The sequence below is a fragment of the Bartonella sp. HY761 genome (genome assembly GCF_026743145.1).
In the GTDB taxonomy this organism is placed as follows: Bacteria; Pseudomonadota; Alphaproteobacteria; order Rhizobiales; family Rhizobiaceae; genus HY038.
The window spans coordinates 2,104,822-2,117,882 of the sequence record NZ_CP104887.1 but is presented as its reverse complement, the minus strand read 5'-3'; the positions used below and the strand labels follow the sequence as shown (position 1 = coordinate 2,117,882).

Sequence of the window (13,061 nt, the reverse complement as noted above, 5' to 3'; positions counted from 1 at the left end):
GGAATCTATCTTTAATGAACCGCTCACGAAGTTAATTTACAGCTTCTACCAAATCAAAAGGCAACTTTATAAAAGTCATGCACATTGATTATGGGGCTATAGCTCAGCTGGGAGAGCGCCTGCATGGCATGCAGGAGGTCAGCGGTTCGATCCCGCTTAGCTCCACCAAATTTCTCAATTTTAATAGAATTCTTTTTATTGTGCATGCGCTGCAATCTTGTTTGTTTAAACTTTACCATTATTTGCCTGCAAAAGTCTTGATTACAAGCATTTCATAAAACTGTCATCTAAATGTCAATTTTTTGCAACCCAATTATGAAAACCGAATAGGCAAGCCCTTTTGATGGGGAATCTAGTTGCTTTTATTCGAGGTTGTAAATGCAGAACCGTTTTTTAAAAACTCTTGCTCATTTATCAATGGGTGCAACAGCGCTTCTTTTTTCTTGCCACACGCTTTTTGCCGCAGATATTTCTGCGCTGGTCGATGCTGCTAAAAAGGAAGGTACGGTTAATTCCGTTGGTATGCCTGATAGCTGGGCCAATTGGAAAGGTACTTGGGAGGACTTAGAAGTAAAATATGGCCTTAGCCATTTTGATACGGATATGAGTTCAGCTGAAGAGCTTTCCAAGTTTGAAAATGAAAAATCTAATGCATCAGCTGATATTGGTGATGTGGGTTTAGAATTTGGTCCGATTGCGGTTGCTCGTGATCTTGTCCAGCCTTATAAGCCAACCACTTGGGAGCAAATTCCTGATTGGGCTAAGGATAAGGATGGTAATTGGGCGCTCGCTTATACAGGTACCATTGCTTTCATTATCAAGAGCGATTTGCCAAACCCACCCAAAAGCTGGGAAGAGCTAAAAAACGGTAATTTCAAATTTTCCATCGCTAAGCCAGGTAGCGGGGCGCAAGAAAATGCGTCAATCTTAGCTGCTGCTATTGCTATGGGGGGAAGTGAAGAAAATTTGCAACCCGGTATCGAGCTTTTTGCCAAGCTTGCTAAAGAAGGGCGCTTGCGGTCTAATTCGGTTTCTCCCGCCAATCTTGAACGCGGAGAAATTGAAGTCGCAGCTATTTGGGATTTTAACGCGCTTAATTACCGTGATGCTGTGGGCGGTGGAAAATATACCGTGCTCATTCCATCGGATGCATCAGTTATTTCTGGTTATACCACAGTTATTAATAAATTTGCCAAAAATCCAAATGCTGCAAAATTAACGCGTGAATATATCTTCTCGGATGAGGGGCAGATTAATCTTGCTCGTGGTTATGCACGTCCAATTCGCATTGATCATATTACTTTGCCGCAAGATGTTGCAAACCGTGTTTTACCTTCCGAACAATATAAGGCTGCACGCGTTATTAACTCAGAAATTTGGAAAAACACAGCACCAACCATTACTCAACTTTGGCAAGAAAACGTGCTTTCTGAAATGTAATGCGCGGTTAACTCAATTAAATTAAGCTTTTGCCGAGTAATTAATAGCTCGGCAAAGGCGTATTTTTTCAATTACGCTATTTAAAGGTGCGTTATGTCCAAGCTAATTTTGGTTGTGCTAGATGGTCTGCGTTATGATACAGCGCGCGAATGTTTAGGCTATTTGGAAGGATTAATTGACTTAAAGCGCGGCAATGTTACAAAATTGCGATGTGAATTACCTGCAATGTCACGCCCCTTATATGAAACCTTATTAACTGGTCGCAGCCCTGCTGATCATGGCGTGGTAAGTAATGCAATTGTTCGCAGGTCTAATGGCGATAATATTTTTGCGCTTTGTCGTAAATCTAATTTAACCACTGCCGCAGCTGCCTATTATTGGGTGAGTGAGCTTTATATCAATGCACCATTTGATAATAAAAAAGATCGCATTTTGATTGATCAAACTAAAGACATTAATTACGGTATGTTTTATTGGGATGACAGCTATCCCGATAGTCATTTATTTGCAGATTCGCAAAACCTGATAGATCGCTTTGCGCCGGACTTTTTATTATTGCATCCTATGAATATTGATGACGCAGGTCATAAAAGTGGTGGTAATTCGGTTACTTATCGCAATACAGCTCGTAAGGCCGGTGATCTTTTGGCGCAATATATGCCCAATTGGCTAGAGCAAGGCTATAAAGTTATTGTCACCGCCGATCATGGAATGGGCGATGATGGCAACCATAGTGGACCATTACCAAGTGAATCTGAAGTACCGTTTTATTGGTTTGGTTTTGATATGAGTGTGGAGGCGTTACGCCAAACAGAAATTGCGGCGCTTTGCTGTGCTGTCTTAGGTGTAGATGTTGCAAGTCTCACACCCTTTAGCGGAAAATTAGTCTAAATGAAAAGTGCAAAATATATGCGGCTCTATGCCTTGCCTTGGCTTGTTTTTTTAGGCTTTATCATTGCCGCTCCCTTGGTAAGTGTATTTATTGGCTCGTTTAATTATATTGGTGATTTTCTTTTTTATTACCAAAAAATTTTAACCAGCAAATTTTATATTAATTCCTTTATTGCAACCATTGAATTATCCTTGCTTACAAGCTTTATCGGCATGGTTTTTGCCATTCCGATTTGTATTATTTTGCGGGCAGGCTCTTATTTGTCTACGCGTTTTGCCACTGCTTTTGCAAATTTGGGTTCTAATTTTGCCGGCGTTCCATCGGTCATGGCTTTTGTCATTTTGCTTGGTGCAAATGGTGTCTTAACTAAAATTTTAATTGATATGGGCATTATAAGTGAACTTAATATTTATAGCTTTTCCGGTCTTGTTTTAACTTATTGCTTTTTTCAAATATCTTTAGCAATTGTTTTGCTTTTACCTGTTGTTGTTGCCTTGCCAAAAGATATTGAAGAAGCGGCTTTTTTAATCGGTACAACAAGACAAAAATTTTGGTGGTTTATTGGTTTACCAATTATTTTTAGGCAATTGGTCGCGGTAAGCATTTTGCTTTTTGCCAATGCCATGGGCACTTATGCAACCGCCTATGCGCTGGTTGGTACCAATGCCCGCATTGTCACCGTTCGTATTGGTGAGTTGGTGGCAGGCGATGTTTTTGCCAATCCCGGTCTTGCCAATGCCTTATCAATCTGTTTGCTCATTGTGCTTCTTGTTCCCATTGCGGTTAATCAACTAATTGGCAAAAAGAGGTAATGATGAAACAATCCTTTATTGCCCGCATTTTGTTAATAGTTTTTGCACTGCTAATGGCTTTGCCGTTTTTGGCAATTATAATCAATGCTTTCGCGGTTGATTGGTCAAATAGCTTTTTACCACGCGGTTTTACTCTGGCAACAATTGTTGATGTACTCACGGATACGCGCTTTCAAATGGCATTTTTGCGCAGCGTGTTTGTTGCCATTTGCGCTATTGCTTTAGCCGTTTTGCTTATTGTGCCTGCTATTTTGGTAGGTCATATTTATTGGCCAAGTCTTGATAAATGGATGGCACGTTTAATTGTCTTGCCCTATGCTATTCCAAGTGTGGTTTTGGTGGTTGGCTATTTAAAGATTTTTTCAGTACCACCATTGCAGATTAATGGTACAATCTGGATATTGATTTTTGCTTATGTGCCTATTTGTTTTCCCATGCTTTATATTGCTTTAAAAAATAGCCTTAATGGCATGGCAATTGATGATTTGCTTGATGCTGGCCGCCTTATTGGTGCAAAGGATGAAACTATTTTAATGCGGGTTGTTATACCGCTACTAACGCCCGCCTTATTGCTGGCTATATTGTTAAATTTTAGCATTTTAATTGGCGAGTTTGTTTATGCCAATTTGTTGGTGGGCGGCCAGTTTGAAACTTTGCAAATTTATATCTATGCGCACCGCAATGAAACAGGACGCTTTGCTAGCACTATTGTCTTTATTTATCTCATATTTTTATTGGTGATGACTATCTTAACGCTGGCTTTAAACGCGCGTCTTGCAAAAAGCCAGAACTAGGTAGAGAAATTAGGAAAGTTTAAAATGACCGGTTTGGTGATTGAAAATCTTGAGGCAAATTATGGCGATAAAACCATTCTTGATGGCATATCACTGTCAATTGCTCAAGGCGAATTTCATGTGCTTTTAGGGCCGTCAGGTTGTGGTAAAACCACCTTGTTGCGCTGTATCGCTGGTTTGCATCAGGTGGCAAAGGGGCGCATTTTGATGGCATCACGTCAAATAGATCAATTGCCACCAAGCGAGCGCGAATTGGCCATGGTTTTTCAACAATATGCGCTATTTCCCAATATGAGTGTGCGTAAAAATTTGAGTTTTGGCCTAGCGCAAAAAAAGTTAAGCAAGGCAGATATTAACAGCCGCGTTGATAAAATGCTTGATATGGTGGCATTAACCGAATTTGCGGATCGTTTACCTGCCAATTTGTCGGGTGGGCAACGGCAGCGGGTTGCCTTAGCCCGTGCGGTTATCTTGGAGCCTAAAATATTGTTGCTAGACGAACCCTTATCGGCACTTGATGCGCAAATCCGGCGAAAATTACAATTTGAACTTAAAAATCTGCAAATGCAGCTTGGTGTCACCGCAATTCTTGTCACCCATGATCAGGATGAGGCGTTAATGCTAGGTGACTATATTTCAGTGCTAGATAAGGGCAAAATTGCACAGACAGGTAGCGCTAAAGACATTTTTTATCGGCCGCAAAATATGTTTGTCGCGAGCTTTTTGGGGGATGCCAATATTATTCCGCCTAATTATATTAGCGGTGAAGCTGCGCAAAAGGGCAGTGGGGCTTATATTATCCACCCTGCCAATTTTATCGAAGGTGAAATTGCTGATGCAGCTTTGAGCTTTACCGGCAAGGTTGAGGATTGCCAAATTATCGGCCAGTTTCTGCGGGTAAATATTCGCTATCAGGATTTAGAACTGCGTTATGACAAAATCAACCAATATGATTTGCAACCGCCGCAAAAGGGTAGCGATATGACGCTTTCTTGTCGTTTAAGTGATCTACATAATATTCAATGATGAAGTGCGGTGATGGCTTAACTTAGCAGGCGACTACCAACGACCAGATGCACCGCCACCGCCTGATGAGCCGCCACCGCCTCTAAAGCGGCCGCCTCTAGATTCACCGCGTCCACCGCCAAAACCGCCACCACCAAAGCCGCCAGGACCTCTGCCATTGCCTGGTCCTCCGCCTTCTAATAATCCCTGATACCAAAGGAAAAATACAATTCCAAGCCAGCGATATCTTTTGGGGCCGACTTGTGTACCGAATATAGATGCAAGCATCGGCAACACAATGAAAACCAGAAAACACAGCGCAATAATGGTTATAATGATGAAGTTATTACGAGCTTCAATAGACTTTTCGTTTTTTATCCGTGCTTCATTTTCGCGAATGCGGCTTAATAATTCACTTTCTTCACCATTTATTACTGTGATAATCGCTGTAGTGCCGTCAATAATTCCCTGCTGATAGTTATTGGCTCTAAATTTAGGCAAAACAATAGTGTTGATAATGACGCTTGCCGCGGCATCGGTCAAAACACCTTCTAAGCCATAACCAACTTCGATCCGGACGGCGCGATCATTAGGAGCAATTAGAAAGAGAACGCCATTATTTTGATCTTTTTGCCCAAGTTTCCAATAACGAAATAATGCATTACTATAGCTTTCAATATCGCGGCCATCAAGGTTTGGCAGGGTTGCTATAACAATTTGGTCGCCGGATTTTTGTTCTTGCTGAACAAGTAAGCGTGAAAGCTGATTAATCGTATCTTGGTTAAGCAGATGGGCATTATCAACAATACGATCACTTAATTGTGGAAAGTTGGTTTGTGCAAATACCGCATTATAGGCACTCAAAGATAAACACGACAAATAGACAAGTAATGTCCATATAAAAGCGCGCACCACCATAATGGATGGTGCCACTAATGCATAGAAAAGGCTTTTTATCAATGAGCCTACCTTTATCAATTGAACTCAACCTTTGGTACCTGTTGAGCTACAGGATCAATGGTAAAGCTTGGCAATGGTTTTGCATCGCGGTACCAAATCCATGTCCATATTATTGTTGGCATTGTTTTTAAAGCTGTATTATTGATCCTAACCGCTTCAATATAGTCGCGTCTTGCGACTGCAATTCGGTTTTCGGTGCCCTCTAATTGTGACTGCAAGGCAAGAAAGTTTTGATTGGCTTTCAAATCTGGATATTGTTCGCTAATTGCCATTAGGCGTGATAGTGCACCAGTAAGGTTTGTTTGATTTTTCAAAAATTGCTGCATAGCTTCAGGATTATTTAGACTATCAACATTGATGGTGGTTTGGGTTGCTTTAGCACGGGCTTCAATAACGCTATTAAGGGTTGATTGCTCGTGGCTGGCATAGCCTTTAACTGTTTGCACAAGATTAGGAATAAGATCACTGCGGCGCTGATATTGGTTTAATACTTCACTCCAAGCTGCTTTGGCTTTTTCCTCATTAGAAGGAATCGTATTGAAGCTAAATAAACTCCAAACAGCTAAGGCTACTAAAATAAGCAGGATTATTTTTGTTAGACCAAAAGATGATGGGGTAGGATTATTATCCCGCATTGATATAGCTCCGTGTTTTTGATTAAGAACACTAACCTTTTAACATTTCGCTAGAGTAATTGAAAAGCAATTATTTATGATGTTGATAATTATATCTTTTAGTAGATTTTTAAAATTATAATTAAAAAAAATGAACATTGTCCAAAAAATATCATTGACTTTTATTTGAACATTGTTCATTATTAATTGTGAAGTTATACTGCGTACGGGTGGGGATATGGAAAAGGTGACATTACCATTAAAAATTTTAGGGGTTGGAACGTGCTTACCGCAGATTTCAATTAGCACACAAAAAATCGAGCAGCAGCTCGGTGTAGGCGGCGGGACGCTTGAGAAAAAAGTCGGGGTGATCTCGCGTCCCGTTCGCTCTAATGGTGAGGATCAAATTAGCCTTGGCGTAAAAGCTGCAAAAAATGCAATTGAACAAAGTAATATTTCTTTATTAGATATAGACCTTATTCTTTTTGCGTCTGCCGTTGGCTATCAGTCAATACCTGCAACGGCGCCGCTTATTATGCGCGGGCTAAATATTAAAAGTGGTCAAGCCGCCGCCTTTGACGTCAACTCAACCTGCCTTAGTTTTGTAACCGCCCTCGATATGGCTGCATGTTTTTTAAATAGCAAACGTTATAAAACTATTCTTATTGTTTCATCAGAAATTGCTTCAATGGCTTTACCTTGGCATGATGATGCTGAAACGGCAGCGTTATTTGGCGACGGTGCAGCGGCAATGGTGGTAATCAGTTCAGAGGATGCAAGCCAAGGCATTAGTGCGGCGTTAATGGCAACTTGGCCCGAAGGTTATGAGCATTGTCAATTGGGAGCTGGTGGCACGCGCTTTAATCCGCAAGATAAAAATAGCGGCTTTAATGAAAATGTATTTTTCCGAATGCAAGGCAAAGCTGTTTTTCGCCAAGTTCGTGATCATTTTAACCGCTTTATCTCTGATCTATTAGAAAAAGCCGGTTGGCATGCCGATGATATTGACGTTGTGGTGCCTCATCAAGCAAGCCCCTTAGGTCTTGCCCATATCATAAAAATGGCGCCATTTAAAAATGCCAAATTCATCAATATTTTGGCCAATCACGGCAATCAAATCTCTGCCTCGATTCCAATTGCCTTTCACCATGGGCTTGAAAATGGATTAATCAAAAAAGGTAGCAAGGTCTTACTGATTGGAACATCTGCAGGCCTATCAATCGGCGGTATTTTGTTAAAATTTTAGGTCCTGACCCTAGACTATTTCATTTATCATTAAGATTATGTGAGCGAGGGAACCATGCGTGTTATTGTTACAGGAGCAACAGGCTTTCTTGGGCTTGAAACCTGCCGCTTATTACGCGACAAAAAATGCGATGTGATCGCAATTGGGCGCAATTTAAAGCGCGGCGAACTATTAACCCAGCTAGGTTGTACTTTCTGGCCAATTAATCTTGAAAACCTGCAAGATATGCAAGAATTGCACCAAAGGTTACAAAATGAAACCATTGATGGTCTTGTCCATGCTGCTGCCCTTTCATCGCTTTGGGGGAGGCGAGAAGATTTTTATCGTGCCAATGTCGAGGTGACCGAGAATTTATTAAAAATAGCTCAATCCTGTGCTATAGGCCGTTTCATTTTCATATCATCGCCAAGCATTTACTTTACATGGGCAGATCAGCTTGATGTTGATGAAAATAAATCGTTACCAAAGCCGATCAATGATTACGCGGCATCAAAGGTAAAGGCTGAGCGTTTAACTCTTAGCTATGCCGATTTGTCACCAATTATTTTGCGACCAAGAGCGATTTATGGCGCGGGTGATACAGCATTGTTGCCACGCTTAATCAAGGCTGCACAAAGGCGACCATTGCCATTATTACGCAATGGTGTAGCTGTTACCAATCTTACCCATGTGGAAGATGTTGCTCGCGCTATTTGGGCAAGCCTTTTAGCACCACGGCAATTGCCACAAAATATATTTAATATTGCAGGTAAAGAGGCTTTGCCCATCACCAAAATCGTTAATGAAGCGGCAAAAAGGCTAGATTGCAATGTGCGTTGGAAAAAGACACCGCTAGCAGTTGCAAGACCTTTAATTTACATGATGGAGCAATTTCACCGTAGTTTTTTACCCAATACTGAACCCTTATTGACCAGTTACAGCCTTGGCGTTTTTGCCTATTCACAAACCTTATCCATCAAACAAGCACAACAAATTTTAGGCTTTGAACCGCAAATTTATTTTGCGGAAGGATTGGATAAAACATTTCATCATAATGGGGGCTTACAATGAAGGCGCCTCGTTTTTTTAATAGCGCATGGGTCAGCGCCTCGAAAGGCATGGTCGCACGCCATGGTGGTTTTAAAAAACAACATTTTTGCGTGCGTTGGGGACTATATGAAACAGAAAATCATGACAATATTGTTATTGATACCGGTTATAGCCACCGAGTTACTCAGGGTAAGCGCCGCACATTTCCATTAAAACTTTACAATGCTCTTTTGCGCCCTAAGCTTCATGCGTTAGGACTATGTGAAACAGTTTTAAGTCAGCTGCAAAGTGATATTAGCCTTGTTATTTTAACGCATTTTCATGCCGATCATATTGCTGCCGTCAAGGATTTTCCAAATTCACGGTTTTTGGCGAGCCGTATAGGATTTGAGCAATTTAAACGAGCGTCAAATTTCAGCCAATGGCGCCATGGCCACTTTAGTGAATTATTGCCGGATGATTTTGAAGAGCGACTTTGTTTTATCGAAGACTGCGAGATCATTACGATCAACAACCATCAAACCTATGATATTTTGGGTGATGGCTCGTTGCTTGCCTTGCCTTTGCCCGGGCATGATATTGGCCATTTTGGGCTTTTATGGCCAAAATTATCACCACCTTTGCTTTATGCGGTTGATGTTGATTGGTTGGCTTGTAATTTACAAGATCAAAGGCAAAGCCTTGCCATGCGCATGGTGAGTTTTAATTGCAATGAGGCTCAGCAAAGTCATGCAATCGTCAAGGATTTTATTCAACAAGGCTATAACCTTGTTTTGTGCCATGATCCCTCAACCAACTCCTATGACGGTTCTAATCCCGCATTAACTCATCACTATGTTGAAAAAGGGGAAGCGTGATGTTTGAGCATTTATTTACCAAACGGTTTGCGTTGCAAAGCTTTTATCAGGTTTTAAAGTTAAAAAAGGCACTTAAGACAGAAGAGCAATTAACGAAATGGCAAAACAAAAATCTAGCGCGTTTAATTAGCAAAGATATTGGTAAGGTTGGTTTTTATAAGGACAAAAATTTTAGGGCTTTAGAGGATTTACCGATTATCGACAAAAAAATCATGATGGATAATTTTGCCGATTTCAATCGCCTCGAAATTAGCGGCGATGAGTTGCGGCAAAAATTGCATGATAATGATCAGCCGAAAAATTACACCATTGGTATGAGTACCGGCACGAGTGGCAATCGCAGCCTTTATATTATTAGCGAGCGTGAAAAATATATTTGGCTTGGCACTATTCTTGCAAAGCTGTTACCCCAATATCCATGCCAAGGCGCAAAAATTGCAGTTGCCTTACCCACCGCGACACCAATTTATCAATCAGCCAATCATTTATGGCGGTTACAATTGCAGTTTTTTAACTTAAATGATGGCTTGGAAAGTGTCGCCGACAAATTGGCGGCCTATGCCCCTGATACATTAATTGCACCGCCGCATCTTTTACGTTTTTTGGTTGAAAATGGCTTAAAGCTGCCGCTAAAACGCGTCTTTAGCGGTGCAGAAGTGTTAGATCCATGTGACCGTAAAATTATTGACAACGCCTTTGGTGTTAAGTGCCAAGAAATCTATATGGCATCGGAAGGCTTATTGGCAACGCCGTGCGAGCATGGCAATCTTCATCTTTGCGAAGACAGCATGCATTTTGAGTGCGAAGCGGTTAGTGATGATGGCTTGGTTACGCCAATCATCACAGATTTTATTCGCAGCACACAAATTATGGCCCGTTATCGCATGAATGATGTTTTGCGCCTTGATGAAAGACCATGCCCTTGTGGTTCACCCATGCGGCGCATTAGCGAAGTTGTTGGCCGTATGGATGATGTTTTTAAACTGCGCGCACGTGATGGGCGGCTTGTTACTTTAACACCAGATATTATGCGCAACTCTATTCTTGATGCATCAAAACAAATCGAAGATTTTAGGCTTGTTTACCGCAAAGACGGCGCAATTGTCATAACTTTGCCGCCCCATATTGATGCGCAAAGCCTAATAAATCTGAACCTTGCTTTTGAAAACCTATTGGACAGATTTAATATTTCACAAACATTTATTATCGAACAACAAGTTTTAACGCCGCCGCCAAAGGGGAAGTTGCGGCGCATTATCAACCAAAATCGACATCACAAATAAATATAGCATTACTATTGAAATAGTGGGGATGATATGAGTTTTTTTAACAACCTCAATTTTTCCTCCTCAAATGAGGATGGACAAAGCGAGCTACAAGCGCTGCAAGATGTATCTCAAAGTCTTTTATGCTTGACAGGTTCAGGTACACGACCGCTTGATATGCTTTTCACCAATGCACAAGAAGTCATTGCTCTTGATTTAAGTTTTGCCCAAAATGCCATGCTTATGCTTAAAATGCTAGCAATTAAAACCTTGGAATATGATGAGTATTTAAGCTTTATCGGGCTTTTACCCGCTAAAAATCGCCTTAATACTTATCATTTATTGCGAGGTGAATTAACGGCTGAAGCACGCGACTATTGGGATAAAAATACCAAACTCATTAAAAATGGTATTTGGTATTGTGGGCTCTGGGAAAAAGTCTTGAATTTTACCGCAAAAACATTGCGCGTTATGAAAGGTAAGGCAGTTAATGCTTTATTTGCCGCAACAACGCTGGAAGAACAGCAAGCGATATGGAACCGCGAATTTAACCAAGGTATTTGGCGCAGCGGCGTTAAATTTTTATCCCACCGCTTTATTTGGACCCATATTATTGGTGAACCAGGCGGTGCATTTATTCCATCACGTGAAGAGGTAGAAAAACAACTTGCACAAAAATTGCAAAATAGTGCAAGCGAATTTTTCTTTCGCGATAGTGATTTTGCCTCGTTAATGTTGCGTGGGTATCATGATGTTAACCAAGGTTTACCCTATCATATGGCGAAAGATCGCTATCAATCATTGCGCGATAATTTACCAAAAATGAAAATTGTAAATGGTGGACTTCATCAATTGCCAGAATTGGATTTGGGGTTAATCGATGGCTTTTCAATTTCTGATTTTGGCTCTTATTGCACATTAAAGACCTATAAGGCTTGTTGGCAAGGTGTAATTAGCAGCGCGAGTAAAGATGCCATATTTTGTGAGCGCATTTTGCTTAATCCATTGCCACTACCCTTTGAAAACATACACATAAATGAAGAATTATCATGCGAGCTTACCCGTCAAGATCGCGCCATTATTTATGATATCCGAGTTGGAACTATTGGGAGCCTATTATGACAAAACATTTTTGGCATGCCGTTTATATAGCCGATAAGTTAAAGAAAAAGCCCGTCCGTATTATGTTTGAGGGCGAGGCGTTAGTGTTGTTTCGCAGCAAGGATGGTATTGGCTGTTTAAAAGATATGTGTCCGCATCGCGGTGCATCACTATCAAAAGGGCGCGTTGTCGATAATACGGTGGAATGCCCCTATCATGGTTGGCGCTTTGATAAAAAAGGTGCGTGCAAAGAAGTGCCGCTTTATGATGGTGAATTACCACGCCGTTTTTTACGCAATTTTACCGCTAAAGAGCATAATGGGCTTATCTTCATTACCCAAGATGAAGAAAGCGCCGGTAATTTGCCTGAAATTATTTGGGACGATCAACCCTATGCCCAATATATTATGGAAAATGATGCCATTTCAAATTTAGCGGATGTGGTGGAAAATGTCCTTGATCCCATCCATACACTTTTTGTCCATAAGGGTATCGTGCGCGGATCCAATGCAAGCAAAAATTCGGTAACATTTACCGCAAGCGTTGAAAACAGTGTTTTGATTATTCGCCATCAAGGTGAAGAAAAGCAAAATGGCTTTTTGTCCCGTCTATTAGAACCAGAGCGTAGCCATGCCATTAATCGTTTTGAATTACCCGGCACGGTAAGCCTTGAATATTATGGCAAGCAAGGTTTAAGCTTGTGTTTAACCGCTTATTTTAGCCGCGAAATTGATAATCAATATAAGGGCTTTGCTGTCTTTCGTGGTCCCAAACAGCATGGTCTTGGCTATCTTAAAGGATTATTTCTCATACCGATTATGCGTAAAGTCATTTCACAAGATCAAGACATTATGAAAGACGCAACCAATAATCGCCATCTTGCTGGCAATCCGCCTTATGCAAAATCACCACTCGATCTTTTTCGTCCAATGATTGACCGCATCATTGAAACGCCAAACGAGCTGATTAATTTGCCAGAAGATCAAATGACGTTATTAATATAAAACGGTAATTTAAAGAATTTTAAAACGAGCACTTAACTATCA

13 protein-coding genes and 1 tRNA gene are annotated in these 13,061 nt (G+C 40.9%); 12 read left to right on the top strand and 2 right to left on the bottom strand.

Going from position 1 to position 13,061, the window contains the following annotated elements:
• Window positions 1-92: 92 nt before the first annotated feature.
• The 6 genes from N6A79_RS09175 to N6A79_RS09150 all read left to right on the top strand — a co-directional run bounded on the left by N6A79_RS09175 (window position 93) and on the right by N6A79_RS09150 (window position 4,964).
• Window positions 93-168 (top strand) — tRNA-Ala (locus N6A79_RS09175).
• Window positions 169-378: 210 nt separating this feature from the next.
• Window positions 379-1,440 (top strand): ABC transporter substrate-binding protein, encoded by a 1,062-nt coding sequence (locus N6A79_RS09170; RefSeq protein WP_268545701.1) that lies wholly within the window; start codon window positions 379-381, stop codon window positions 1,438-1,440.
• Window positions 1,441-1,533: 93 nt separating this feature from the next.
• Complete coding sequence (locus N6A79_RS09165) at window positions 1,534-2,331, top strand: alkaline phosphatase family protein (protein WP_268545700.1); 798 nt, start codon at window positions 1,534-1,536, stop codon at window positions 2,329-2,331.
• Complete coding sequence (locus N6A79_RS09160; protein WP_268545699.1) at window positions 2,332-3,144, top strand: ABC transporter permease; 813 nt, start codon at window positions 2,332-2,334, stop codon at window positions 3,142-3,144.
• Window positions 3,144-3,938: an ABC transporter permease gene (locus N6A79_RS09155; RefSeq protein WP_268545698.1), complete on the top strand. Its 795-nt coding sequence runs from the start codon at window positions 3,144-3,146 to the stop codon at window positions 3,936-3,938. Before N6A79_RS09160 ends, N6A79_RS09155 begins: the two co-directional genes overlap by 1 nt.
• A 24-nt stretch (window positions 3,939-3,962) precedes the next feature.
• Complete coding sequence (locus N6A79_RS09150; RefSeq protein ID WP_268545697.1) at window positions 3,963-4,964, top strand: ABC transporter ATP-binding protein; 1,002 nt, start codon at window positions 3,963-3,965, stop codon at window positions 4,962-4,964.
• 33 nt (window positions 4,965-4,997) lie between these two features.
• On the opposite strand, the gene N6A79_RS09145 is transcribed toward N6A79_RS09150, so the two are convergent.
• Together N6A79_RS09145 and N6A79_RS09140 are read right to left on the bottom strand one after the other, a co-directional pair.
• Window positions 4,998-5,903 (bottom strand): TPM domain-containing protein, encoded by a 906-nt coding sequence (locus N6A79_RS09145; RefSeq protein WP_268545696.1) that lies wholly within the window; start codon window positions 5,901-5,903, stop codon window positions 4,998-5,000.
• Window positions 5,904-5,917: 14 nt separating this feature from the next.
• Window positions 5,918-6,538 (bottom strand): LemA family protein, encoded by a 621-nt coding sequence (locus N6A79_RS09140; RefSeq protein WP_442784230.1) that lies wholly within the window; start codon window positions 6,536-6,538, stop codon window positions 5,918-5,920.
• 217 nt (window positions 6,539-6,755) lie between these two features.
• On the opposite strand from N6A79_RS09140, the gene N6A79_RS09135 reads away from it, so the two are divergent.
• The 6 genes from N6A79_RS09135 to N6A79_RS09110 are packed head-to-tail and all read left to right on the top strand — an operon-like array spanning window position 6,756 to window position 13,019.
• Complete coding sequence (locus N6A79_RS09135; protein WP_268545695.1) at window positions 6,756-7,763, top strand: 3-oxoacyl-[acyl-carrier-protein] synthase III C-terminal domain-containing protein; 1,008 nt, start codon at window positions 6,756-6,758, stop codon at window positions 7,761-7,763.
• Window positions 7,764-7,817: 54 nt separating this feature from the next.
• Window positions 7,818-8,813 (top strand): NAD-dependent epimerase/dehydratase family protein, encoded by a 996-nt coding sequence (locus N6A79_RS09130; RefSeq protein WP_268545694.1) that lies wholly within the window; start codon window positions 7,818-7,820, stop codon window positions 8,811-8,813.
• Window positions 8,810-9,649, top strand: coding sequence for an MBL fold metallo-hydrolase (locus N6A79_RS09125; protein WP_268545693.1), 840 nt, complete (start codon window positions 8,810-8,812; stop codon window positions 9,647-9,649). Before N6A79_RS09130 ends, N6A79_RS09125 begins: the two co-directional genes overlap by 4 nt.
• The gene (locus N6A79_RS09120; protein WP_268545692.1) at window positions 9,649-10,932 is read left to right on the top strand and encodes a F390 synthetase-related protein; all 1,284 of its coding nucleotides are present in this window, start codon (window positions 9,649-9,651) and stop codon (window positions 10,930-10,932) included. Before N6A79_RS09125 ends, N6A79_RS09120 begins: the two co-directional genes overlap by 1 nt.
• Before the next feature lie 33 nt (window positions 10,933-10,965).
• Window positions 10,966-12,036: a DUF3419 family protein gene (locus tag N6A79_RS09115; RefSeq protein ID WP_268545691.1), complete on the top strand. Its 1,071-nt coding sequence runs from the start codon at window positions 10,966-10,968 to the stop codon at window positions 12,034-12,036.
• Window positions 12,033-13,019, top strand: a complete 987-nt coding sequence (locus N6A79_RS09110; RefSeq protein WP_268545690.1) for a Rieske 2Fe-2S domain-containing protein — start codon at window positions 12,033-12,035, stop codon at window positions 13,017-13,019. The genes N6A79_RS09115 and N6A79_RS09110 overlap by 4 nt, the downstream gene beginning before the upstream one ends.
• Window positions 13,020-13,061 lie beyond the last annotated feature (42 nt).